Consider the following 24,769-nt stretch of genomic DNA (forward strand, 5'->3'; position numbering starts at 1 on the left):
TGACCCGGCGGCGTGTTTGCCGTTGTTCCGTGTCAGTGGTGGCGCATTATAGGGAGTTATTCCGGCCTGACAAGAGGAAATTTAAAATAATTTTCTGACCGCGCATTTTTTATTCTTTATGCTTATTTCAGCGTCGGTTTGTCGGTTAAATGGGCGATTTCTCGGGCGAAATTCGCCACCTGCTCCCAATCGGTATAGACAACTTCTTTGCGCGTATCCGTTTCACCGCCTGACATCTTCATAATTAGCTTGATCATAAAACGATCGTACCAGCGATAACGTGGGTAACGCAGCGCCCCGGCAATGACCGCGCAGCGATCGGGACGCCATTGCGAGTTCATCAGAAACTTCCGCGCGTAGCTGTTGGTCTGTGGAGTACGCTTCTCCGGTTTGCGCGCCACCAGGTTTACGGAATAAAAGGCGCTCGGCATCGAATTCAGTCGCGTCGCATGTTTTTTGACAAATTCCTGGAACGCAGAGTGGTAGTGACCATAGCGAATAGAAGCACCAATGACCACACGGTCATAATTTTCCCATTGTGGTTCTTCAATGCGGTGCACATTGGCGACATCCGTCTGGATCCCCAGTTCTTTCAGTTCCGAAGCCAGGTAGGAGGCAATCTCGCGCGTTTGTCCGTCCCTTGTTGAGAAAAGAATTAATGTTTTCACGTATTACTCCATCATTCACGCCAGAAAGTCGGGGTAAAGAGCACCAGCAATGTAAAGACCTCGAGACGACCAAACAGCATGTTGGCAATCAGGATCCATTTAGCCACCGGGTTCATACTGGTAAAGTTATCAGCAACCACGCCAAGCCCTGGCCCCAGGTTATTCAATGTCGCAACAACTGAGGCAAAGGCAGAAAAGTCATCCACGCCCGTGGCGATAATCGCCAGCATACTGACAATAAACACCAATGCATAGGCGGAGAAAAATCCCCAAACGGCTTCGAGGATACGTTCCGGCAGTGCGCGATTCCCCAGCTTAATGCTATAGACGGCGTTCGGATGCACCAGTCGTTTCAGCTCACGGTTCCCCTGCTTAAACAGCAGCAGGATGCGGATCACTTTCAGGCCACCGCCCGTTGACCCGGCACAACCGCCGATAAAAGCCGAACATAAAAGCAGTACCGGCAAAAAGAGCGGCCAGCGGGCAATGCTGTCAGTCGTAAACCCGGCGGTTGTCGCCATCGACACCACCTGGAAAAACGCCTGGTTAATTGTCATCAGCGCCGAACTGTAGACATTATGAAACCACAGTACGAGGGTACAAATAACCACCAGCGTAAACTGTACGCCGATAAACATGCGAAATTCCGGATCGCGCCAATAAACCTTCAGACTACGCCCACTTAACAGTGAAAAGTGCAGACCGTAGTTACAGCCGGAGATCAGCAGGAAGATAGCAATGATAGTGTTAATAGTCGGGCTATCGAAATAACCGATACTGGCATCATGTGTCGAGAAGCCGCCAATAGCGATAGTCGCAAAGCTATGGCCGATGGCATCAAAGGCATCCATTCCGGCAAACCACAACGCCAGCGCACAGGCGACGGTCAGCAAGACATAAATCAACCACAGGGTTTTCGCCGTTTCCGCAATTCGCGGGCGCATTTTGTTATCTTTCAGCGGGCCGGGCATTTCTGCGCGATAGAGCTGCATCCCACCCACGCCGAGGATAGGCAGTATCGCAACCGCTAACACGATGATCCCCATCCCGCCAAACCATTGCAGCATCTGGCGATAAAAGAGGATGGCGTGAGGGAGCGAATCCAGCCCCACCAGCGTAGTGGCCCCGGTGGTGGTCAGGCCAGAGAAAGATTCAAAAAACGCATCGGTAATCGTGAGGTTCGGGCTTTCCGAGAAGATAAAAGGGAGCGCACCGACGCTACCCAGCACGGTCCAGAACAGCACCACTATCAGAAACCCCTCACGGGATTTAAGTTCGCCTTTCTCTTTGCGGTTCGGCCACCACAGCATAGAGCCAATGGCGAGGGCGACAAAAAAGGTCTGGGTAAAAGCGCGGCCCGCTCCATCCCGGTAGATGAGTGCTACCAGCCCAGGGATAATCATGGTCCCTGAAAATAAGATGACCAGTAGTCCAACGATTCGGGTAATGGCGCGAAAATGCATCTCTGCCGCTTCCTTAGTTCTGCAAAACGAAGTGGGGATTATTATTCAATCGCTAACAATTGCAATGAACCACGGCTAAAATCCGCCAGCTTTGCGGAAAATTCAGCCACTTTCGCCGCCGGAAGCGCCACCCGCAGCAGAACGAATGCCTGATAATCACTGTTGATAATTTTGCCGTCACACTGCCCCAGCAACGCTTCAATGCCGGTTAACTGATGATATTCACATTGCAAAGTATATTCGGTTAATGGCGTCTTGCGTTGGGTCGTTAGCTGGCGCAGCGCCTGATTCACGCCGCCGCCATACGCTTTCACTAACCCACCGGTGCCAAGCAATATGCCGCCGTAGTAGCGCACCACCACAGCGGTAATTTCCCCAACGCCGCTGCCCATTAGCTGGGCGAGCATCGGTTTACCTGCCGTTCCCGCCGGCTCCCCGTCGTCAGAGAAACCCAGCTGTTGTGAATCATCCGGCGCACCCGCCACCCACGCCACGCAATGGTGGCGGGCATCGGGGTGTTCTGCCCGCACCGATTCAACAAACGCTTTCGCCGCCTCAACGCCATCGGTATGCGCCAACATCGTTATGAAGCGGCTCTTTTTGATCTCTTCAACGACCGTGACCGGTGCCGCAGGAATTAACCAGCTTTCCATCACGCCAGTTTCAGATCCCGGGTCATGTTTTCCACGTTGTTTTCGTGGATCACCACGTTGTCTTCGATACGAATGCCGCCGAACGGTTTCAGTGCTTCAATTTTCTGCCAGTTGAAGTGCTTGCTGAACTGCCCTTCACGCCACGGTGCCAGCAGCGATTCAATGAAGTAGATACCCGGTTCGATGGTTAACACCATGCCCGGCTGGAGAATACGGGTGCAGCGCAGGTACGGATATTTTGCCGGTGCCGCGAGGTGCGTACCGCTATCATCCTGCATAAAACCGGCTACGTCATGCACCTGCAGGCCCAGCGGATGGCCAATACCGTGCGGCATAAACGGTCCGGTGAGATCGTTTTCGACCATCGCTTCTTCACTCATATCGGTGATGATTTGATGTTTACGCAGCAGTTTGGCGATGCGCTGATGGAACTGGATGTGGTAATCCACATAGCTGACGCCTGCTTTCATGGTAGCGATCAGCGCCAGTTGTTCATCATTTACGTCTTTCACCAGCTGTGCGTAGTCGTTGTCACTTTTTGCCGACCAGGTACGGGTCAGGTCAGCCGCATAGCCGTTATATTCGGCCCCGGCATCCAGCAGGAAGCTGCGCATCTCTTCCGGTGCCTGGTGGTCCAGTTTGGTGTAATGCAATACCGCAGCGTGTTCGTTGAGCGCCACAATGTTGCTGTAAGGTACGTCGGTATCACGATGACCGGTCGCGGTCAGATAGGCAATGTTGATATCGAACTCGCTCATGCCAGAACGGAACGCTTCTTCTGCCGCGCGATGACCGTTGACCGCCATTTTCTGCGCTTCACGCATACAGGCCAGTTCGTACTCGGTTTTGAAGGAGCGGTAGTAATGCAGGTAGTCGATCACCCCTTTCGGGTTGATATTGCTGGCCTCAATACCCAGTTGCAGCGCACGTTCCGGCACCGGACCGATATAACCGATATTCCCGCGCGCAGCAGGCAGCAGGCTACCAATGCCATCGGCTTTCGGCAGCGCGATCACTTCCACGTCTTCAGTCCAGAAAGAGGTCGGCAGCGGTTCGACGTTGTGCCAGTAATCAACCGGCAGATAGAACCACAGTTTCGGCTTGTTCACGCCATCCACCAGCAACCAGCAGTTTGGCACCTGAGTTACCGGCACCCACGCTTTAAATTGTGGGTTCACTTTAAACGGATAAGGATGATCGTCGAGAAAAACGTTGAACAGTTCGCCGGAGTGAATAAGTAACGCATCCAGCTTGCCGCGCGCCAGTGCATCGCGAGTCCGTTCCTGCAAGGTAGCTATATGATTTTTATAGAGCGAGGCCAGTGATTCCATTTTTTACCCTTCTGTTTTTTTGACCTTAAGTCTCCGCATCTTAGCACATCGTTCATCCAGAGCGTGATTTCTGCCGAGCGTGATCAGATCGGCATTTCTTTAATCTTTTATTTGCATATTTTTAACACAAAATACACACTTCGACTCATCTGGTACGACCAGATCACCTTGCGGATTCAGGAGACTGACATGCTTTACAAAGGCGACACCCTGTACCTTGACTGGCTGGAAGACGGCATTGCCGAACTGGTATTTGATGCCCCAGGTTCAGTTAATAAACTCGACACTGCGACCGTCGCCAGCCTCGGCGAGGCCATCGGCGTGCTGGAACAGCAATCAGATCTAAAAGGGCTGCTGCTGCGTTCGAACAAAGCAGCCTTTATCGTCGGTGCTGATATCACCGAATTTTTGTCCCTGTTCCTCGTTCCTGAAGAACAGTTAAGCCAGTGGCTGCATTTTGCCAATAGCGTGTTTAATCGCCTGGAAGATCTGCCGGTGCCAACCATTGCTGCCGTCAACGGCTATGCGCTGGGCGGTGGCTGCGAATGCGTGCTGGCGACCGATTATCGTCTGGCGACGCCGGATCTGCGCATCGGTCTGCCGGAAACCAAACTGGGCATCATGCCGGGCTTTGGCGGTTCTGTACGTATGCCACGTATGCTGGGCGCTGACAGTGCGCTGGAAATCATTGCCGCCGGTAAAGATGTCGGCGCGGATCAGGCGCTGAAAATCGGTCTGGTGGATGGCGTAGTCAAAGCAGAAAAACTGGTTGAAGGCGCAAAGGCGGTTTTACGCCAGGCCATTAACGGCGACCTCGACTGGAAAGCAAAACGTCAGCCGAAGCTGGAACCACTAAAACTGAGCAAGATTGAAGCCACCATGAGCTTCACCATCGCTAAAGGGATGGTCGCACAAACAGCGGGGAAACATTATCCGGCCCCCATCACCGCAGTAAAAACCATTGAAGCTGCGGCCCGTTTTGGTCGTGAAGAAGCCTTAAACCTGGAAAACAAAAGTTTTGTCCCGCTGGCGCATACCAACGAAGCCCGCGCACTGGTCGGCATTTTCCTTAACGATCAATATGTAAAAGGCAAAGCGAAGAAACTCACCAAAGACGTTGAAACCCCGAAACAGGCCGCGGTGCTGGGTGCAGGCATTATGGGCGGCGGCATCGCTTACCAGTCTGCGTGGAAAGGCGTGCCGGTTGTCATGAAAGATATCAACGACAAGTCGTTAACCCTCGGCATGACCGAAGCCGCGAAACTGCTGAACAAGCAGCTTGAGCGCGGCAAGATCGATGGTCTGAAACTGGCTGGCGTGATCTCCACAATCCACCCAACGCTCGACTACGCCGGGTTTGACCGCGTGGATGTTGTGGTAGAAGCGGTTGTCGAAAACCCGAAAGTGAAAAAAGCCGTACTGGCAGAAACCGAACAAAAAGTACGCCCGGATACCGTGCTGGCGTCTAACACTTCAACCATTCCTATCAGCGAACTGGCCAACGCGCTGGAACGCCCGGAAAACTTCTGCGGAATGCACTTTTTTAACCCGGTACACCGGATGCCGTTGGTAGAAATTATTCGCGGCGAGAAAAGCTCCGACGAAACCATCGCGAAAGTTGTCGCCTGGGCGAGCAAGATGGGCAAGACGCCGATTGTGGTTAACGACTGCCCCGGCTTCTTCGTCAACCGCGTGCTGTTCCCGTATTTCGCCGGTTTCAGCCTGTTGCTGCGCGACGGCGCGGATTTCCGCAAGATCGACAAAGTAATGGAAAAACAGTTTGGCTGGCCGATGGGTCCGGCATATCTGCTGGATGTCGTGGGCATTGACACCGCGCATCATGCCCAGGCTGTCATGGCAGCAGGCTTCCCGCAGCGGATGCAGAAAGATTATCGCGATACCATCGACGCGCTGTTTGATGCCAACCGCTTTGGTCAGAAGAACGGCCTCGGTTTCTGGCGTTATAAAGAAGACAGCAAAGGTAAGCCGAAGAAAGAAGAAGACGCCGTCGTTGACGACCTGCTGGCAGAAGTGAGCCAGCCGAAGCGCGATTTCAGCGAAGAAGAGATTATCGCCCGCATGATGATCCCGATGGTCAACGAAGTGGTGCGCTGTCTGGAAGAAAGCATTATCGCCACTCCGGCAGAAGCGGATATGGCGCTGGTCTACGGCCTGGGCTTCCCTCCGTTCCACGGCGGCGCGTTCCGCTGGCTGGACACCCTCGGTAGCGCAAAATACCTCGATATGGCACAGCAATATCAGCACCTCGGCCCGCTGTACGAAGTGCCGGAAGGTCTGCGTAATAAAGCACGTCATAACGAACCGTACTATCCCCCGGTTGAGCCAGCCCGTCCGGTTGGCGACCTGAAAACGGCTTAAGGAGTCACAATGGAACAGGTTGTCATTGTCGATGCAATTCGCACCCCGATGGGCCGTTCGAAGGGCGGTGCTTTTCGTAACGTGCGTGCGGAAGATCTCTCCGCTCATTTAATGCGTAGCCTGCTGGCGCGTAACCCGGCGCTGGAAGCGGCGGCCCTCGACGATATTTACTGGGGTTGTGTGCAGCAGACGCTGGAGCAGGGTTTTAACATCGCCCGTAACGCGGCGCTGCTGGCAGAAGTGCCGCACTCTGTCCCGGCGGTTACCGTCAATCGCTTGTGTGGTTCATCCATGCAGGCACTGCATGACGCAGCACGAATGATCATGACCGGCGATGCGCAGGCATGTCTGGTTGGCGGCGTGGAGCATATGGGCCATGTGCCGATGAGTCACGGCGTCGATTTTCACCCCGGCCTGAGCCGCAATGTCGCCAAAGCGGCGGGCATGATGGGCTTAACAGCAGAAATGCTGGCGCGTATGCACGGTATCAGCCGTGAAATGCAGGATGCCTTTGCCGCGCGGTCACACGCCCGCGCCTGGGCCGCCACGCAGTCGGCCGCATTTAAAAATGAAATCATCCCAACTGGTGGTCACGATGCCGACGGCGTCCTGAAGCAGTTTAATTACGACGAAGTGATTCGCCCGGAAACCACCGTGGAAGCCCTCGCCACGCTGCGTCCGGCGTTTGATCCAGTAAACGGTACGGTAACGGCGGGCACATCTTCTGCACTTTCCGATGGCGCAGCTGCCATGCTGGTGATGAGTGAAAGCCGCGCCCATGAATTAGGTCTTAAGCCGCGCGCCCGCGTGCGTTCGATGGCGGTCGTTGGTTGTGATCCGTCGATTATGGGTTACGGCCCGGTTCCGGCCTCGAAGCTGGCGCTGAAAAAAGCGGGGCTTTCTGCCAGCGATATCGGCGTGTTTGAGATGAACGAAGCCTTTGCCGCGCAGATCCTGCCGTGCATTAAAGATCTCGGGCTAATGGAGCAGATTGACGAGAAGATCAACCTCAATGGTGGTGCGATCGCGCTGGGTCATCCGCTGGGCTGTTCCGGTGCGCGTATCAGCACCACGCTGCTGAATCTGATGGAACGCAAAGACGTTCAGTTTGGTCTGGCGACGATGTGTATCGGTCTGGGTCAGGGTATTGCGACGGTGTTTGAGCGGGTTTAACCACTTGCCGGATGCGGCGTGAACGCCTTATCCGGTCTACCGATCCTGCACCAATGTAGGCCTGATAAGACGCGCCAGCGTCGCATCAGGCATCGTGCACCGATTGCCGGATGCGACATAGATCTAAATGCCACTGAATAAAGTTTTAGTTGCCGTTCTTCCCGCCTGTCAGGGGCGGGTTTTTTTATATCTCAGATAAATGCAAACGCATCGCCAAACAGGCGATCTTCCCGCGCATTACGCTCACTGCAAAACAGGTCACGGGCAATTTTCGCCATCTCAAAACGTCCGGCAATATAGATATCATGCTCTGCCAGCGTACCATGATCCTGCAATACCGCCGTTAACACGGTACCAGTACGCCCACGCCAGCCTGCTTCCGGTTGTTCAACCACCGGCACCACTTGCAGACCAGGGTGCTTTAACGAAAGCGCCTCAAGCTCGCAGAGATCATACAGATGCTGCTCTTCACGCCCGCCCCAGTAAATGGTGATATCACGGTTTGGGTTACGCGCCAACGCTGTCAGCAAAATCGAGCGGGCATAAGAGAACCCGGTGCCGCCCGCAATCAAAATCATCGGACGCTCTTCATCATCGCGCAGCCACGCTTCTCCGTGGGGAATATCGACCACGATTTGATGATCTTTGAGGATGCGGTCCATGACTGCTTTCGCGTAAAGGTTGATTTCAGAAGCGCCAATATGCAGCTCGATAAACCCTTTTTCATCCGGCGTCGAGGCCATTGAGAACGGACGTTTGTCGCGCTCATCCATCACTACCATCAAATACTGACCAGCACGAAAAGAAAAGGCCGCGTCTGGCACGATGCGGACACGATATACGGTATCCGTGATAGCTTCTACCGAGGTCACTTTACAGCTTAAGGTTGTCATGCGCTTTCTCTGTCGGATCGATAAATAGGGCAAAACAAACGCGCATCAGGCGCTTTTACCGTTGTTAAAAATAGCCAGTTCATCCCAGATGGCGTCAATATGCGCGACAACATCTGGATCTTTTTTGATGGGACGTCCCCATTCACGCTGGGTTTCCCCCGGCCATTTATTCGTGGCATCCAGCCCCATTTTTGAACCCAGCCCGGAGACAGGCGAGGCAAAATCCAGATAATCAATAGGCGTATTTTCTACCAGAACAGTATCCCGCGCCGGGTCCATACGGGTGGTAATCGCCCAAATCACATCGTTCCAGTCGCGTGCGTTGACGTCATCATCGCAAACGATCACAAATTTAGTGTACATAAACTGGCGTAAGAACGACCAGACGCCCATCATGACGCGCTTCGCGTGTCCGGCGTACTGTTTTTTGATCGTCACTACCGCCAGACGATAAGAACAGCCTTCCGGCGGCAGGTAAAAATCGACAATTTCCGGGAACTGTTTTTGCAGAATCGGTACAAACACTTCGTTCAACGCCACGCCCAGTACCGCGGGCTCATCTGGCGGACGCCCGGTATAGGTGGAATGGTAAATCGCATCTTCACGCTGGGTAATATGCGTCACGGTAAATACCGGGAAACTATCGACTTCGTTATAGTAACCGGTGTGGTCGCCATACGGCCCTTCCGGCGCCGTTTCACCTTGTTCGATATACCCTTCCAGCACAATCTCCGCACTGGCGGGCACTTCAAGGTCATTGGAGATACACTTCACCACTTCGGTCTTGGTACCGCGCAGCAATCCGGCAAACGCATACTCTGAAAGTGTATCCGGAACGGGGGTGACTGCACCGAGAATCGTGGCGGGATCGGCACCCAGCGCCACAGAAACCGGGAAACGTTCGCCCGGATGCGCCGCACACCACTCCTGATAATCCAGCGCGCCGCCGCGATGCGACAGCCAGCGCATAATCAGTTTGTTTTTACCAATCAGCTGCTGGCGATAAATGCCCAGATTCTGCCGCTCTTTATGCGGGCCGCGCGTCACTGTCAGCCCCCAGGTAATCAGCGGCGCGGCATCTTCCGGCCAGCAGGTCATAATGGGAATGCGATTGAGATCGACGTCATCGCCAGAGACGATTTTTTGTTGGCAGGGCGCACCACGCAGCCGCTTTGTCGGCATGTTCAATACTTGCTTAAACTGCGGCAGTTTATCAAACAGGTCGCGGAAACCTTTTGGCGGCTCCGGCTCTTTCAGAAACGCCAATAATTTACCAACTTCACGTAGCGCCGAAACATCTTCCTGCCCCATGCCCATTGCCACGCGCTTTGGCGTACCGAACAGGTTGCACAGCACCGGCATTGAGTAGCCTTTAGGGTTTTCGAACAACAGCGCAGGCCCACCGGCACGCAAAGTGCGGTCAGCAATTTCAGTGATTTCCAGATGCGGATCCACCGGGAGCGTGATACGTTTTAGCTCACCCTGCTGTTCAAGCAGTGTCAGGAAGTCGCGTAAATCGTTATATTTCATGGCGTCCATTGTAGCCTCTTAATCTACGCCCATTATACGGCGTTCATCTTTGCGATGCTGTAAATTTGTTAAATTAGCGTGAACTCTGACGGTATAACGCAAACCGGGGAATATAATTAACTTAGCGTAAAGCTTTTGCTATCCTTGCGCCCCGATTAAACGGATAAGAGTCATTATGCAATCCTGGTATTTACTGTACTGCAAGCGCGGGCAACTTCAACGTGCCCAGGAACACCTCGAAAGACAGGCTGTGAATTGCCTGGCACCGATGATCACCCTGGAAAAAATCGTGCGTGGAAAACGTACTGCAGTCAGTGAGCCATTGTTTCCCAACTACCTGTTTGTCGAATTTGATCCAGAAGTGATTCATACCACGACTATCAACGCGACCCGCGGTGTCAGCCACTTCGTGCGCTTTGGCGCGTCGCCAGCGATAGTCCCATCGGCGGTGATTCATCAGCTATCGGTATATAAACCGAAAGACATTGTCGATCCGGCAACCCCTTATCCGGGTGATAAGGTGATTATTACCGAAGGCGCGTTCGAAGGCTTTCAGGCCATTTTCACCGAACCCGATGGTGAGGCTCGCTCCATGCTATTGCTTAATCTTATTAATAAAGAGATTAAGCACAGTGTGAAGAACACCGAGTTCCGCAAACTCTAAAACGCAATCCCAAACAGTGTTTTGACATTGGCATCCGTGGTGGCAGCCAGCCATGCGGCATCTTCTCCACGCCAGTGCGCAATACGTTGCAAAATATGGGGCAGATGGGCTGGCTCGTTGCGCCGGGATGATGGCTTTGGCGTGAGATCGCGCGGGAGCAGATACGGCGCATCAGTTTCGATCAGCAATTTCTCCGCCGGAATCAACGGCAACAATTCCCGCAGCTCCAGCCCGCGTCGTTCATCGCAAACCCAACCGGTAATGCCGATATAAATTCCACGCGCCACGCACGCCTGCATCTCTTCGCGTGTGCCGGTAAAGCAATGAAGAACCGCACCAGGCAGTTTATCCAGCCACGGCTCCAGCAATGTCATAAACCGCTCGTGGGCATCGCGACAGTGCATAAATACCGGCATGTTTAAATCTGCGGCAATGCGGAGCTGGGCAACAAAAGCGCGTTCCTGCTCTTCCGGCGTCGAAAAGTTGCGGTTAAAGTCGAGACCACATTCACCAATCGCCACCACTTCTGGCTGCGCGGCCAGCTCAATAATCGCTTCTTCAGTCGCAGCTTGCCACTGGCTGCTGTCGTGAGGATGTACGCCCGCCGTTGACCAACAGGACGAATACTGACGCGCCAGCTTTTGCGCCTGCTGGCTTTCACGCAGGTTAGTGCCGGTGATGAGTAGCCCATTAACTCCCGCGTCAAAAGCGCGCGCTACAACATCATCACGGTCTTTCGCAAATTGCGAACTGGTCAAATTAACGCCGATATCAAACATCCTGTACTCCATATGACAACCGCCCTGACGGGCGGTTGAATTTATTCTTCAGTTTTTTCGCTTTCTGCTTCAGCGTCGTTTTCCTCTTCCCGATTTCGCCCTTTACCAACGTAAAAGCGTGAGAAGAAGACACCGATTTCAAACAGACAGTACATCGGGATCGCCAACAGCGTTTGCGAGAAGACATCCGGCGGTGTCAGCAGCATCCCGACAACGAATGCACCAACCAGCACATACGGGCGTTTTTTGCGTAAGTCTTCTGGCGAGGTAATCCCCATCCAGCACAGCAGCACAATTGCCACAGGCACTTCAAAGGAGACACCAAACGCCATAAACAACGCCATAACGAAGCTTAAATAGCTGGCGATGTCGGTGGATACCTGTACCCCTTCCGGCGCGGTATTGGCAAGGAAGCCAAATGCCAGCGGAAAGACCACAAAGTAGGCGAACGCCATGCCGATATAAAACAGCAGAGAGCTGGAAACCAGCAGCGGCACCACCAGGCGACGTTCATGCTTATACAGCGCTGGGGCGATAAATGCCCACACCTGATAGAGAATCACCGGCGCTGACAGAATCAGCGACACCATAAAGGTCAGCTTGATCGGCGTAAAGAACGGCGAGGCCACGTCGGTGGCGATCATCGTTGAACCTTGCGGCAACTGCTTGATCAATGGCGCGGATACCAGGTGATAGATGTCATTGGCGAAATAGACCAGACACAGGAATATCACGATCACCGCGATAATGCAGTTCAGCAGACGCTTACGCAGCTCAATCAGATGCGTGATAAGCGGTTGAGTATCTTCTACAGACATGTTTACGGTTTATCACTCGACGAAGGGGAAGGTGCAGCGGTTTTCGGTTCAGCGTCCGCAGCAGGTTTTACCACCGGCTCTGGCGTGGTTTCTGGCTTCTGTTCCGGCGAACTGGCCTGCGTTTGTGCAGCGGCAGGCGTTACGCCCTCATGCGCAGCTTCATTATCTTTCACCACCGGGTTATGGATGGTGTGCGCTTCATCGCTCGCCTTTTCAGGATCGTTTGCAACGTAGGAACGCTTCATCGACTCCGCGGCCTGGCGTAGTTCATCCATCGACGCTTTCAGTTCGGGCGTCAGGTTAGTGAGGCTCGCCTTTTCAACCTTTTTCAGACTGTCCTGAAACTCCTGGAGTTTTAACTCCTGGGTCAGTTCGTTCTGCACCGTTGTCGCCAGTGAACGCAACGCGCGAATCCAGCCCGCTACCGTTTTTACCGCCACAGGCAGTCGTTGCGGCCCCAGAACGACGAGGCCGATGATGAACACCAATAGCAGTTCGCTAAAACCGATATCAAACACGGATTACACCTGCTCTTTATCGTGGCGCTTCGCGTCTTCTGTTTTAGCCTGTTCCTGATTCGTATTCGCCTGCTTATCGGCGATAGTTTTCGCAGTAAAATCAGCATCCTGACTGGTTTTATCCTGCTTTGGTTCATCATCGCTCATTGCTTTTTTAAAGCCTTTGATCGACGCACCAAGATCGGAACCGATGGAGCCGAGCTTTTTGGTGCCAAAAAGCAGTACAACGATGACGGCAATAATCAATAACTGCCAAATACTGATACCACCCATACATGTTCCTCTGTGGTAGATGATGATTAAACAAGGCCGCATTATACGTTACACGGCCCGCCTTGAGCGATGAAAAAATCAGCGTGTTTTGCGCCAACCGACAAACCAGGCGATCAGACCACCTGCCATTAACCAGCCGGGCATCAGCCCCCATTCAGGTCGGCTGACCAACAAGAATGTGCCACTTAATACTAACGTAGCGCCAATTCCGAGAAAATAACGCGATTGTCCCTGACGTACATGATTTGACTGAAGCTCGCGGGCAATCTTATCAACACTGTGCTGTAAATACTTGCCCTGGCGCAAACTGTCGTAAACCAGTTCAGGCAGTTCTGGCATTTTTTCGACCCAGAACGGCGCTTTTTCTTTAAATGCTCTCACCAGCGCAGGAATACCGACCTGATCTTTAATCCACGACTCCAGGAAAGGCTTCGCCGTTTTCCATAAATCGAGTTGCGGATAAAGCTGGCGTCCTACCCCTTCGACGTAGAGCAGGGTTTTCTGGAGTAACACCAGTTGCGGCTGCACTTCCATATTGAAGCGACGCGCCGTATTAAACAGATTTAACAGTACATGTCCAAACGAAATTTCGGCCAGCGGTTTCTCAAAGATAGGTTCACAGACCGTACGAATGGCAAATTCGAACTCTTCAACGTTGGTATCTGGTGGCACCCAGCCAGAATCGACGTGTAGCTCTGCCACTTTGCGATAGTCGCGATTAAAGAAGGCGATAAAGTTTTCTGCCAGATAGCGTTTATCTTCTTTGTTTAGCGAGCCAACAATCCCGCAATCAATGCCGATATATTTCGGGTTTTCCGGGTGTTCATAGCTTACGAAGATGTTGCCAGGGTGCATATCGGCATGGAAAAAGCTGTCGCGAAAGACCTGAGTGAAGAACACCTGCACGCCGCGTTCCGCCAGCAATTTCATGTTGGTGCCGTTTTTCTCCAGCGCCGCAACATCAGACACCGGAATGCCGTAAATGCGCTCCATCACCATCATCCCTTCACTACAATAGTCAGGGTAAACTTCCGGGATGTAGAGCATCGGGCTGTCTTCAAAATTGCGCCGAAGCTGAATGGCGTTGGCAGATTCCCGCAGCAAATTCAGTTCATCAATCAAGGTCTTTTCGTACTCGCGCACCACTTCGGTTGGGCGCAGACGGCGACCATCCGGCAGCAAACGCGGCACCCAGCGAGCCAGACGGTAGATAAGTTTCAGATCCGCTTTAATGACCGGCAAAATATCCGGGCGGATGACTTTAATCACCACCTCTTTACCATTCGATTTCAATCGCGCGGTATGAACCTGGGCGATAGAAGCAGAAGCCAGCGGCTTGATTTCAAAATCGTCAAACCACGCTTCTACCGGCAAGCCGCCCATTGCAGCTTCAATCTGCTGCTTCGCCAGCTTGCCATCAAACGGAGCAACTTTGTCCTGCAATAACGCCAGCTGATCGGCAATATGCGGTGGAAAAAGATCGCGGCGGGTTGATAACATTTGCCCGAACTTGATCCAAACCGGCCCCAGTTCTTGCAGGGCCAGTCGTAGTCGCTCACCTAAAAGTTTGTCTTTATGCCGATTTGGCATCCAGAATAATGAGTATCGCCATAGCCGTAGCGGCAGGGTGATACGCATTTTGGGGATCAGTTCATCAAGTCCGTAGCTTAAAAAAGTGCGAATGATGAAATATAGGCGCCGTACTTCACCTGGCGTCATTTAGCCTCCAGTTTTTCCAGCCGTTTGGTCAGGGCATCAACAGCACGCTCGACGGCAGCCGTCTCTTCCGCAAACCAGGCCACTTCAAGCGGACCGGGTGCCATACGCCACTCTTCAGTAATGGCTTCCGCCACATAACGTTGCTGGCGCTTAATGCCGTGATGCAGGAACTTTGCGCCTCCGCGCATGGCTTTGCTGATTCCTTCAGCGGCGATATCACCGGTATAAGGGGCCAGCAGTTCCGCAGGGTCGAACTCTGCCAGATCTGCCAGCGCAACGAAGTTTTGCACCACCTGAATATCGCCCTGCACTTCCAGCTCACCACTGCGAATCAGTGCGGTAAGCTGCTGGCGATCGCGAAGTTTCGGCAACACACTGGCGTAGGCGATAACGGTGCAGTCAGCATCGCCTGCCCATTCGCCCAGTACATCAACCTGGCGTTCGCTGAACACCAGAATCAATGACGTCGAAAAGCCTTTTACCTCCACGCGCAATACTTTACCCAGCAGACGCGAGCGGGCTGTTTTCAGCGCGGTTGAGCGATACAGGAAGGTGTTGAGCAGACTTTCAATTCCTGCCGTCACTAAAGGTTTAAAAGGCATTTCCGGTCTCCTGTCAGAACTTATAACCACGATGCAGCGCCACAACCCCTGCCGTCAGATTGTAGTAGTCGACACTTTCGAATCCGGCATCCTGCATCATGGCTTTCAGGGTATCCTGATCGGGATGCATACGGATGGATTCTGCCAGATAACGGTAGCTGTCGGCGTCGTTCGCGACCAGTGAGCCAATACGCGGCAGCACATGGAAGGAGTATGCATCATAGGCTTTGCTCAGCGGCTCGATAATTGGCTTCGAGAACTCAAGCACCAGCAGGCGGCCGCCGGGTTTCAGCACGCGATACATTGAACGCAGTGCTTTATCTTTGTCGGTGACGTTACGCAGACCAAACGAAATGGTGATGCAATCAAAGGTGTTATCCGGGAACGGCAGCGCCTCAGCGTTCGCCTGAACATACTCAACGTTGCCAATCACACCGATATTACGCAGCTTCTCGCGTCCCATTTTGAGCATGGATTCATTGATATCAGCAAGGACCACTTTGCCAGTTTCTCCGACCAGGCGGGAGAATTTCGCTGTCAGGTCGCCGGTGCCACCAGCCAGATCCAGCACGGTCTGCCCACGGCGTACGCCGCTGCAATCAATCGTGAATCGCTTCCACAAACGATGAATACCAAATGACATCAAATCATTCATGACATCGTATTTTGATGCCACGGAATGGAAAACGTGGGCGACCATATCCGCTTTTTGTTCCTTCGCGACGGTCTGAAAACCAAAGTGCGTCGTTTCTTGTGACTTATCCACCATCTCAATGCCTGCTCATCAAAAAATTGTTCCAGAAGTGTAACAGATTGGGCGTCGATGCCCTAGATTTCTACCCGGCTTAACTACCCCTAATGGGCTAGCGCGACTGCTGATTATATTCATCATCGCGTTGATAAGCTTCATCATTCGGCTGCTCCGGAACCGACCGAAGTCGATACTCTTCATCCTGGCTCACCGCCTGTTCAGCCAAATCCGGATTAATCTCGCGTTTAATTTCTACTCCTAAACCGCGAAACGCTTCTGCCTGCGCCAGCACATTTCCGCGACCTGAAGAGAGTTTTTTCATTGCCTGGCGGTAGTTATCCTGCGCTTTGTCGAGACTTTGACCAATCGCGGACATGTCATCGATGAACAAACGCATCTTGTCGTACAGCTTGCTGGCACGATCGGCGATTTGCTGGGCGTTGCGGCTTTGATGCTCATAACGCCACAGGTTGGCAATAGTACGCAACGCCACCAGCAGCGTAGTCGGGCTAACCAGCATGATATTGTTTTTCAACGCTTCGGTGATCAGCTCCGGCTGGCGGTCAAGCGCCAGTAAAAAAGCGGGTTCAACGGGAATAAACATCAGCACGTAATCCAGAGTTCGCAGCCCCGGCAGCTGTTGATAATCTTTGCGTCCCAGCAAACGGATATGGTTACGCACCGACGCGATATGTTCCTGTAGCGCGCTTTCGCGGGTGTAGTCGTCTTCGGCGTTAAAATAGCGTTCATAGGCGACCAGCGTCATTTTGGCGTCGATCACCACATCTTTTCCCTGCGGCAGCCGCACGATGACATCCGGCTGCATCCGCGAGCGGGCGTCATTTTCGATGCTGACCTGGGTTTCATATTCATACCCTTCACGCAGACCGGAAGCCTCCAGCACCCGCGTCAATACTACCTCGCCCCAGTTGCCCTGGGTTTTATTGTCGCCTTTCAGCGCGCGCGTCAGGTTGATCGCTTCCTGGGCCATTTGCGCGTTGAGTTGCTGGAGATTGCGAATTTCGTGGGTCAGGGTATGGCGTTCTTGTGCTTCTTTACCGAAGCTGTCCTGAACCTGACGGCGGAAACCGTCCAGTTGTTCACGTAGCGGCGACAACAGGCTGTTCAGACTCTGACGGTTTTGCTCATCAACCCGGCGATTGCTGTGCTCAAAAATACGGTTGGCGAGGTTTTCAAACTGCTCACTGAGGCGCTGCTCGCTGTTAATCATCTGGCGAATTTTATCGTCAGCATGTTGCTGTGCGGCTTCCATCCGCGTGGTTACTTCACGCAGATCGGCCTCCAGAGAGGTGTTAATACTTTGCAGGCTGCGCACTTCGTTATTGAGTAACTCGCACTCTGCACGCCAGTGCTCGCTTTGGGTAATTTGTTGTTTTGCCGCGCTTAACTCCGCGACCATCTCTTCACGTTCAGCTAATTGCTCGGCTTTTTGCTGCGCATGTTGATAACTGGCAAACAGCCAGCCAATTGCCACACCCACCAACGCAATAACTGCGTAAACCATGATTGAGAAATCCACAACGCCTCCTGACGCAACAACTTACCCGCACAAAATAGAATTGTGCTGTACAAACGTCCAGTTGGAAAGGCATTTCCTGCGAGGCGCTACGCAAAAATACAAAAGGCCGAACGCGTCGGCCTTCAGACAGGAGAAGAGAATTACAGCAGACGACGCGCCGCTTCCACCACGATTTTCACCGCATGGCTTTCGGTTTGTTTCATCGTCTCAGCATTCGGGATCTCTTGCTGGGTGCGGTTAACGATAACACCCGCTACCATACCGGCACGCAGGCCCTGACTTGCACACATGGTCAGCAGGGTTGCAGATTCCATTTCATAGTTCATTACGCCCATCGCCTGCCACTCTTCCATAGAACCTTTAAAGTGACGAACTACGCGACCAGAGTAAGTATCGTAACGTTCCTGACCTGGGTAGAAGGTATCAGAAGAAGCTGTCACGCCAACGTGAGTTGTCGCGCCAATGGATTTCGCAGCTTCAACCAGCGCAGTCGTACATTCGAAATCAGCGACAGCCGGGAATTCCAGCGGTGCGAAGTGCAGGCTCGCGCCATCCAGACGGACAGACGCCGTGGTAACCAGGACATCACCCACATTAATATGCGGCTGAATAGCGCCCGTTGTACCGATACGCAGGAAGGTGCGAATGCCCAGCTGTGCCAGCTCTTCAACAGCAATAGAGGTAGACGGGCCGCCGATACCGGTAGAGCAGACGATAACAGGTTTACCATCCAGCTCTGCACGCCAGGTAGTGAATTCGCGGTGAGATGCCAGCTTAACCGGCTTATCCATCAGCGCGGCGATCTTTTCCACACGATCCGGGTCGCCAGGGACGATGGCAAGCGTAGCCCCTTGTAAATCGTTTTTAGTGAGGCCGAGATGAAAAACATCAGACTTGGACATATACAACTCCTCTGTGAATCGGTTTAGTCAGAAGAAGCAAAAAGACACTTTACCGAAGGGTTTAACATTTTTTCGTGATACTCATCACCATGACGCAAATGCGTTGCATAAATTTACCCACCAAAAGTGATGCAAATCACATAAATCACTCTTCATTCTGCAGGACTGCATAAAAGATGAGCCGATTCAGGCAATGTGATTTGTTGCATGCTGACTATAGTTAACATTGCGCAACATTTTTATAAGGGTACGGAGAATACCATGGCAACAACACAACAATCTGGATTTGCACCTGCTGCATCGCCTCTCGCTTCGACCATCGTTCAGACCCCGGACGACGCGATTGTGGCGGGCTTCACCTCTATCCCTTCACAAGGGGATAACATGCCTGCTTACCATGCCAGACCAAAGCAAAGCGATGGCCCACTGCCAGTGGTCATTGTAGTGCAGGAAATTTTTGGCGTGCATGAACATATCCGCGACATTTGTCGCCGTCTGGCGCTGGAGGGGTATCTGGCTATCGCACCTGAACTTTACTTCCGCGAAGGCGATCCGAATGATTTTGCCGATATCCCCACGTTGCTTAGCGGTCTGGTAGCAAAAGTGCCTGACTCGCAGGTGCTGGCCGATCTCGATCATGTCGCCAGTTGGGCTTCCCGCAACGGCGGCGATGTTCATCGTTTAATGATCACCGGATTCTGCTGGGGTGGACGTATCACCTGGCTGTATGCCGCGCATAATCCACAGCTAAAAGCCGCAGTGGCGTGGTACGGCAAACTGACGGGCGATAAGTCGCTGAATTCACCGAAACAACCTGTTGATATCGCAACCGATCTTAACGCGCCGGTTCTCGGCTTATATGGCGGTCAGGATAACAGCATTCCGCAGGAGAGCGTTGAAACGATGCGCCAGGCGCTGCGGGCTGCTAATGCGAAAGCAGAGATTATCGTCTACCCGGATGCCGGGCATGCATTCAACGCTGATTATCGCCCGAGCTATCATGCCGAATCTGCGAAAGATGGCTGGCAGCGTATGCTGGAATGGTTTAAGCAGTATGGTGGGAAGAAGTCGCTGTAATGAGAAAAGACCGGGTGGTATTACCACCCGGTTTGGATTTACCCCAGACGCAAATTCTGCGCCGCCTGCACCATGTTCGCCAGTGCCGCGCGGGTTTCTGGCCAGCCGCGCGTTTTCAGGCCACAGTCTGGGTTGACCCACAGGCGCTCTGCCGGAATGCGTTTTGCCGCTTTCTTCAGCAGGGCTTCAATCCATTCCACGCTCGGTACGTTTGGCGAGTGAATGTCATAGACGCCTGGACCGATTTCATTCGGATAATCAAACTCTTCAAACGACTCCAGCAACTCCATGTCGGAACGCGAGGTTTCGATGGTGATGACGTCTGCATCCAGCGCCGCAATGGAATCCATGATGTCGTTGAACTCGCAATAACACATGTGAGTGTGGATTTGTGTGTCATCTTTCGCCACGGCGGCGTTGATACGGAAGGCCTCTACGCCCCACTGGAGATAGGCGTCCCAGTCGCTACGACGCAGTGGTAAACCTTCGCGCAGCGCCGGTTCGTCAATCTGGATGATACCAATCCCTGCCGCTTCCAGATCGGCCACCTCATCACGCAGCGCCAGCGCAATCTGTTTGGCGATGGTTTCACGGCTGACATCTTCACGCGGGAACGACCAGCAGAGTATGGTCACCGGCCCCGTCAGCATCCCTTTCACCGGTTTGTCGGTCAGCGATTGCGCATACTTCGCCCACTCCACGGTAATCGGTGCCGGGCGACTAACGTCACCAATAACAATCGGTGGCTTCACGCAGCGGGAACCGTAGCTCTGTACCCAACCGTTTTGCGTAAAGACAAACCCGTCGAGGTGCTCGCCAAAGTATTCCACCATGTCATTACGCTCGGCCTCGCCATGTACCAGCACATCTAGTCCCAAACGTTCCTGTTCAACAATGGCCTGCCTGATATGTTCCGCAATGCCCGTGCGGTAGTTATTGGCGTCGAGATTGCCCTTTTTGAAATCCAGACGCAGGGTACGAATTTCCGTGGTTTGCGGGAAAGAACCAATCGTGGTGGTCGGCCACGCTGGCAGTTTAAAACGCGCACGCTGGGCTTCGGCACGCACTTCATAGACATTCGCACGCTGGCTGTCCTGGGCGGTGATCGCCGCCAGACGCTTTTCTACCGCCGGATTATGTACGCGGGTAGAGTGACGACGTGCCTGAATCGGGGCGCTCCACTCTGCCAGAGCTGCCGTGTCACCACTGTTCAGCGCATCGCGCAGCAGTGCCAGTTCATGGCATTTTTGTAGGGCGAAGGCAAACCAGCTTTTCACTTCTGCATCAAGACGCGTTTCCACGCTCAGGTCGATGGGGCTGTGCAGCAACGAGCAGGAAGATGCCACCCACAAATCACGTTTGCCGACAATGTCCTTAATTTGCGCATATTTCTCGGTAAGATCGGCGCGCCAGACGTTACGACCATTGATCAGACCCGCAGACAGCAACCAGTCAGAAGGCAGGCGCTTGTGCAGTTCAGCAACGTCATCTTTACCATGTACGAGGTCAACATGCAGACCCTGAACAGGCAGCGCAGTAATCGTGTCGAGATTTGGCGTTACGCCTTCAAAATAGGTGGTCAGCAGCAGTTTCACCTGTCCCTGGAGCGCGTCGTAAGCGGGTTTGTATGCGTCCAGCCACGCCTGTGGTAGTTCCAGTACCAGCGCGGGTTCATCAATCTGTACCCACTCGATGCCGCGTTTCGCCAGTTCTGCCAGCACTTGCTGATAAACCGGCAGAATGTCGTTCAGCAGGCTAAGGCGGTCAAACTGTTCACCTTTCACTTTCCCCAGCCACAGGTAAGTAACCGGCCCCAGCAGCACAGGCTTAACGTTGTGGCCCAGCGCCAGCGCCTCGTCCACTTCCTCCAGCAGCTGCGTCCAGGTCAGTTTGAACTGTTGGCCTTTAACGAATTCCGGCACCATGTAGTGATAGTTGGTGTTAAACCATTTGGTCATTTCCGCTGCCGCCGCAGGTTCGCCAGTCGGCGCACGTCCACGACCAATACGGAACAGGGTGTCGATATCTACCGAACCGTCTTTGTTCTGATGACGTGGCGGAACATTACCCAGCAGCAGACTGGTGGTCAGAACATGATCGTACCAGGCAAAATCGCCCACCGGCAGCAGGTCGATACCCGCTTGCTTTTGTTGATCCCAGTGACGAGCACGCAGTTCACGCCCTACTGTCAGCAGTTCTTCACGCGTGGAGTTCCCCGCCCAATAACTTTCTTGCGCTTTTTTCAGCTCGCGACGCAGGCCAACGCGAGGGAAACCGAGGGTGTGATTAAGAATTGTCATTATATGCCCCTTATGGAATTTTTAGTATTTAGCCGTCCAGATGTTTACACATCCATAATTGGCGGTTACTGTATATTCCTCAAGCGCAAATTATTCATGCCGAAGTGAAGGACTTTCATGATCGAAGTAAAACACCTGAAAACGCTACAAGCGTTGCGGAACTGCGGCTCTCTCGCAGCCGCTGCGGCGACGTTGCATCAGACGCAATCCGCCCTGTCTCACCAGTTTAGCGATCTGGAACAACGCCTTGGCTTCCGGCTATTTGTGCGTAAGAGCCAGCCGCTACGCTTTACACCGCAGGGAGAAATCCTGTTGCAACTGGCAAACCAGGTGCTGCCGCAAATTAGCCAGGCACTGCAAGCCTGCAATGAACCGCAGCAGACGCGTCTGCGCATTGCCATTGAGTGCCATAGCTGTATTCAGTGGCTGACGCCCGCGTTAGAAAATTTCCATAAGAACTGGCCGCAGGTAGAGATGGATTTTAAATCGGGCGTGACGTTTGACCCGCAGCCCGCGTTGCAACAGGGCGAGCTGGATCTGGTAATGACGTCCGATATTCTGCCGCGCAGTGGTCTGCATTATTCGCCGATGTTCGACTATGAAGTGCGTCTGGTGTTAGCACCTGACCATCCACTGGCGGCAAAAACGCGTATTACACCGGAAGATCTCGCCAGCGAGACGCTATTAATTTATCCGGTGCAGCGTAGTCGACTGGATGTCTGGCGGCATTTTCTTCAGCCGGCAGGCGTCAGTCCGTCACTAAAAAGCGTCGATAACACCTTATTGTTGATTCAGATGGTTGCCGCGCGGATGGGTATTGCCGCGCTACCGCATTGGGTAGTAGAGAGTTTTGAGCGCCAGGGTCTGGTGGTGACCAAAACCCTGGGCGAAGGCTTGTGGAGCCGACTGTACGCCGCCGTGCGCGATGGCGAGCAGCGTCAGCCAGTTACGGAAGCGTTTATTCGCTCAGCGCGCAATCACGCCTGCGATCATCTGCCGTTTGTGAAGAGCGCGGAGCGACCCACTTACGATGCACCCACAGTGAGGCCAGGATCACCAGCGCGCCTGTAATAAACGTTGGCCAGTGCGGCTGTTGGTGCCAGATAGCCAGGTTTACCAGCAGCCCTGCCGGAACGTGCATATTATTCATAATTCCCAGCGTTCCGGCGTCCACCTGCGTCGCGCCGTAGTTCCACATAAAGTAGCCAATCCCGGAAGCCACCACGCCAAGAAACACCAGAATGCCCCATTGCAACGTGGTTTGCGGCATTTTCTGCGCATTTCCCAGCAAGAACCATGCAATTACCGCCACCAGGAACGCGCCAAGATAGAACCACGCAAAGGCGTTATGCTGCGGCATCGGGCGAGTTTCCATCAGGCGTTTGTAACCCACCATGCCGATGGCAAAAGTGATATTGGAGAGTTGCACCAGCAACAAGCCAGTCCAGAAATGGTCGGTGACCTGATCATAGCGAATAATCCCGGCACCAATCACCGCCAACAAGGCACTAAAAGCATATCCCCAGCGCAGACGGCGCTTACTCATGATGTCATAAATCAGCGTGATGTAGAGCGGCGTCAGTACGGTGAACAGCAGCAGTTCGGAAACCGTCAGATAGAGATAAGCGCGGAAACTCAGCATATACATCACGCCAAGCTGCATCGCGCCCACCAGCATATACAGGCCGACTGTTTTCAGGCTATTGCCACGGGTACGCAGAAACGGCAGAAAAACGAGTGCCGCCAGGCCAACGCGCACCAGCACCGCAAAATAGCTATCGACGTGCCCCGCAAGGTACTCGCCATAAAAGCTAAAGGAGAAGGCCCACAGAATCGTGGTGATGATAAGTAGCGCCACAATGGAAAACTCTTTGATTAACGAGTATCCATTGTAGCGAAGTATCAGGTTGACAACTGACCAAATAAAGAACGATTACGATAAATAGAGTTTACGCAAATAATGCGGCACCGCGTCGTCGGCATTAGTACCAATCACTTCCAGCTCGGGATGAAGGTCTTTCAGACGCTGGTGCGCACTGCCCATAATGCAGCCTTTCCCCGCCATCGACAGCATTTCGGCGTCGTTCATCCCGTCACCAAACGCAATACAATCCTTCAGGCTGTAGCCCAGTTTCTTCGCCACCGCTTCCAGCGCATGGCCTTTTGAAACGCCGCCCGCCATCACTTCCAGACAGGTTAAGGTAGAGAAACTGACGTTGACGCGATCTCCCCAACGAGCGTTAATCGCCTGCTCCAGCGGCAGCAGTTGTTCATGGGAATCGCAGGTGAAGAACACTTTGCTGACGCCTTCCGGCTCCAGTAATCCAGGCTCATACAGCGCATATTTGAACACCGCTTCTTTAAAAAAGCGCATCTCTTCCGGGCGATGGCGATTCATAAACCATTCGTCGTCGCGATAAACGTTAGTAATGATGTCCGGATTGTCGTTGACTACGCCAAACAGATCGCTGGCAATGTCGCGATCCAGGTTATGAGCAAAAATCAGATTACCATCCAGATCGTGAACGCGCGCACCATTGGAGGTAATCATGTAAGACTTAATCTCCAGATTATCGCGAATTTGCCCCACATCAACGTGGTGACGACCGGTCGCAAACACAAAGTTGATGCCGCGCGCGGTGAGCAGCTTCAGAGTTTCTTTGGCGTAAGGGGATAACGTATGGTCGGGAGAAAGTAACGTGCCATCTAAATCAGACGCAACAACCTGGTACATAA

The 24,769-nt window shown here is 53.2% G+C and carries 23 protein-coding genes; 5 read left to right on the forward strand and 18 right to left on the reverse strand.

The features are described from left to right. Nucleotides 1-122: 122 nt before the first annotated feature. Genes hemG through pepQ form a run of 4 tightly spaced genes read right to left on the reverse strand, consistent with a single transcriptional unit; the run spans nucleotide 123 to nucleotide 4,115 of the window. On the reverse strand, nucleotides 123-668 hold the full coding sequence (gene hemG / locus ACJHW7_RS19265; RefSeq protein WP_000853970.1) for a menaquinone-dependent protoporphyrinogen IX dehydrogenase: 546 nt from the start codon (nucleotides 666-668) through the stop codon (nucleotides 123-125). Nucleotides 669-679: 11 nt separating this feature from the next. Continuing rightward, nucleotides 680-2,131, reverse strand: coding sequence for a Trk system potassium transporter TrkH (trkH, locus tag ACJHW7_RS19270; protein ID WP_000545677.1), 1,452 nt, complete (start codon nucleotides 2,129-2,131; stop codon nucleotides 680-682). 41 nt (nucleotides 2,132-2,172) lie between these two features. Beyond that, the gene (locus ACJHW7_RS19275; RefSeq protein WP_410233570.1) at nucleotides 2,173-2,784 is read right to left on the reverse strand and encodes an IMPACT family protein; all 612 of its coding nucleotides are present in this window, start codon (nucleotides 2,782-2,784) and stop codon (nucleotides 2,173-2,175) included. Then, nucleotides 2,784-4,115, reverse strand: coding sequence for a Xaa-Pro dipeptidase (gene pepQ, locus ACJHW7_RS19280; RefSeq protein ID WP_000444580.1), 1,332 nt, complete (start codon nucleotides 4,113-4,115; stop codon nucleotides 2,784-2,786). Before pepQ ends, ACJHW7_RS19275 begins: the two co-directional genes overlap by 1 nt. Nucleotides 4,116-4,304: 189 nt before the next feature. Between pepQ and fadB the strand changes: the two genes are divergently transcribed. Together fadB and fadA are read left to right on the forward strand one after the other, a co-directional pair. Then, complete coding sequence (gene fadB, locus ACJHW7_RS19285) at nucleotides 4,305-6,494, forward strand: fatty acid oxidation complex subunit alpha FadB (protein ID WP_021557375.1); 2,190 nt, start codon at nucleotides 4,305-4,307, stop codon at nucleotides 6,492-6,494. 9 nt (nucleotides 6,495-6,503) lie between these two features. After that, nucleotides 6,504-7,667, forward strand: coding sequence for an acetyl-CoA C-acyltransferase FadA (gene fadA / locus ACJHW7_RS19290; RefSeq protein WP_000438729.1), 1,164 nt, complete (start codon nucleotides 6,504-6,506; stop codon nucleotides 7,665-7,667). Between the two features lie 191 nt (nucleotides 7,668-7,858). Here fadA and fre read toward each other — a convergent pair whose 3' ends face one another. Continuing rightward, nucleotides 7,859-8,560 (reverse strand): NAD(P)H-flavin reductase, encoded by a 702-nt coding sequence (fre, locus tag ACJHW7_RS19295; protein ID WP_000209826.1) that lies wholly within the window; start codon nucleotides 8,558-8,560, stop codon nucleotides 7,859-7,861. 45 nt (nucleotides 8,561-8,605) lie between these two features. Then, on the reverse strand, nucleotides 8,606-10,099 hold the full coding sequence (gene ubiD, locus ACJHW7_RS19300; RefSeq protein WP_000339804.1) for a 4-hydroxy-3-polyprenylbenzoate decarboxylase: 1,494 nt from the start codon (nucleotides 10,097-10,099) through the stop codon (nucleotides 8,606-8,608). A gap of 166 nt (nucleotides 10,100-10,265) precedes the next feature. Here ubiD and rfaH point away from each other — a divergent pair, with 166 nt between their 5' ends. Then, complete coding sequence (rfaH, locus tag ACJHW7_RS19305; RefSeq protein WP_001192396.1) at nucleotides 10,266-10,754, forward strand: transcription/translation regulatory transformer protein RfaH; 489 nt, start codon at nucleotides 10,266-10,268, stop codon at nucleotides 10,752-10,754. Here rfaH and tatD read toward each other — a convergent pair. The 9 genes from tatD to udp form a co-directional block, all read right to left on the reverse strand. Then, on the reverse strand, nucleotides 10,751-11,533 hold the full coding sequence (gene tatD, locus ACJHW7_RS19310) for a 3'-5' ssDNA/RNA exonuclease TatD (protein ID WP_001296978.1): 783 nt from the start codon (nucleotides 11,531-11,533) through the stop codon (nucleotides 10,751-10,753). The two genes, rfaH and tatD, sit on opposite strands and share 4 nt — an antisense overlap. Nucleotides 11,534-11,574: 41 nt before the next feature. Next, entirely contained in the window at nucleotides 11,575-12,351 is a 777-nt protein-coding gene (gene tatC / locus ACJHW7_RS19315; RefSeq protein ID WP_000109943.1) for a Sec-independent protein translocase subunit TatC, read from the reverse strand. A 2-nt stretch (nucleotides 12,352-12,353) separates the two neighbouring features. Then, nucleotides 12,354-12,869: a Sec-independent protein translocase protein TatB gene (gene tatB, locus ACJHW7_RS19320; protein WP_000459594.1), complete on the reverse strand. Its 516-nt coding sequence runs from the start codon at nucleotides 12,867-12,869 to the stop codon at nucleotides 12,354-12,356. A 3-nt stretch (nucleotides 12,870-12,872) separates the two neighbouring features. Next, nucleotides 12,873-13,142 carry a Sec-independent protein translocase subunit TatA gene (gene tatA / locus ACJHW7_RS19325; protein ID WP_001315927.1) on the reverse strand — a complete coding sequence of 90 codons (270 nt, stop codon included), beginning with the start codon at nucleotides 13,140-13,142 and terminating at the stop codon, nucleotides 12,873-12,875. A 78-nt stretch (nucleotides 13,143-13,220) separates the two neighbouring features. Beyond that, the gene (ubiB, locus tag ACJHW7_RS19330) at nucleotides 13,221-14,861 is read right to left on the reverse strand and encodes a ubiquinone biosynthesis regulatory protein kinase UbiB (RefSeq protein WP_000187530.1); all 1,641 of its coding nucleotides are present in this window, start codon (nucleotides 14,859-14,861) and stop codon (nucleotides 13,221-13,223) included. Further along, nucleotides 14,858-15,463 carry a ubiquinone biosynthesis protein UbiJ gene (gene ubiJ, locus ACJHW7_RS19335; RefSeq protein ID WP_021557374.1) on the reverse strand — a complete coding sequence of 202 codons (606 nt, stop codon included), beginning with the start codon at nucleotides 15,461-15,463 and terminating at the stop codon, nucleotides 14,858-14,860. Before ubiJ ends, ubiB begins: the two co-directional genes overlap by 4 nt. A gap of 13 nt (nucleotides 15,464-15,476) precedes the next feature. Beyond that, on the reverse strand, nucleotides 15,477-16,232 hold the full coding sequence (gene ubiE, locus ACJHW7_RS19340) for a bifunctional demethylmenaquinone methyltransferase/2-methoxy-6-polyprenyl-1,4-benzoquinol methylase UbiE (RefSeq protein WP_000227958.1): 756 nt from the start codon (nucleotides 16,230-16,232) through the stop codon (nucleotides 15,477-15,479). A gap of 94 nt (nucleotides 16,233-16,326) precedes the next feature. Then, nucleotides 16,327-17,754, reverse strand: a complete 1,428-nt coding sequence (gene rmuC / locus ACJHW7_RS19345; RefSeq protein ID WP_000347714.1) for a DNA recombination protein RmuC — start codon at nucleotides 17,752-17,754, stop codon at nucleotides 16,327-16,329. A gap of 140 nt (nucleotides 17,755-17,894) precedes the next feature. After that, nucleotides 17,895-18,656 carry a uridine phosphorylase gene (gene udp / locus ACJHW7_RS19350; protein ID WP_000045177.1) on the reverse strand — a complete coding sequence of 254 codons (762 nt, stop codon included), beginning with the start codon at nucleotides 18,654-18,656 and terminating at the stop codon, nucleotides 17,895-17,897. A gap of 261 nt (nucleotides 18,657-18,917) precedes the next feature. Between udp and ACJHW7_RS19355 the strand changes: the two genes are divergently transcribed. Then, a complete protein-coding gene (locus ACJHW7_RS19355) occupies nucleotides 18,918-19,733 on the forward strand; it encodes a dienelactone hydrolase family protein (RefSeq protein ID WP_001296987.1) in 816 nt (271 codons plus the stop codon). A gap of 38 nt (nucleotides 19,734-19,771) precedes the next feature. Here the strand turns inward: ACJHW7_RS19355 and metE are convergent, their stop codons facing one another. Continuing rightward, complete coding sequence (gene metE, locus ACJHW7_RS19360) at nucleotides 19,772-22,033, reverse strand: 5-methyltetrahydropteroyltriglutamate--homocysteine S-methyltransferase (RefSeq protein WP_000153973.1); 2,262 nt, start codon at nucleotides 22,031-22,033, stop codon at nucleotides 19,772-19,774. 117 nt (nucleotides 22,034-22,150) lie between these two features. On the opposite strand from metE, the gene metR reads away from it, so the two are divergent. Then, the gene (metR, locus tag ACJHW7_RS19365) at nucleotides 22,151-23,104 is read left to right on the forward strand and encodes an HTH-type transcriptional regulator MetR (protein ID WP_000573621.1); all 954 of its coding nucleotides are present in this window, start codon (nucleotides 22,151-22,153) and stop codon (nucleotides 23,102-23,104) included. On the opposite strand, the gene bioP is transcribed toward metR, so the two are convergent. Both bioP and yigL read right to left on the reverse strand, forming a co-directional pair. Then, a complete protein-coding gene (gene bioP / locus ACJHW7_RS19370; protein ID WP_001196238.1) occupies nucleotides 22,992-23,891 on the reverse strand; it encodes a biotin transporter in 900 nt (299 codons plus the stop codon). The two genes, metR and bioP, sit on opposite strands and share 113 nt — an antisense overlap. 75 nt (nucleotides 23,892-23,966) lie before the next feature. Then, a complete protein-coding gene (yigL, locus tag ACJHW7_RS19375; RefSeq protein WP_000285352.1) occupies nucleotides 23,967-24,767 on the reverse strand; it encodes a sugar/pyridoxal phosphate phosphatase YigL in 801 nt (266 codons plus the stop codon). Nucleotides 24,768-24,769: the final 2 nt, after the last annotated feature.

This window comes from Escherichia sp. WS1152, from assembly GCF_046487665.1.
Classification (GTDB): domain Bacteria; phylum Pseudomonadota; class Gammaproteobacteria; order Enterobacterales; family Enterobacteriaceae; genus Escherichia; species Escherichia coli.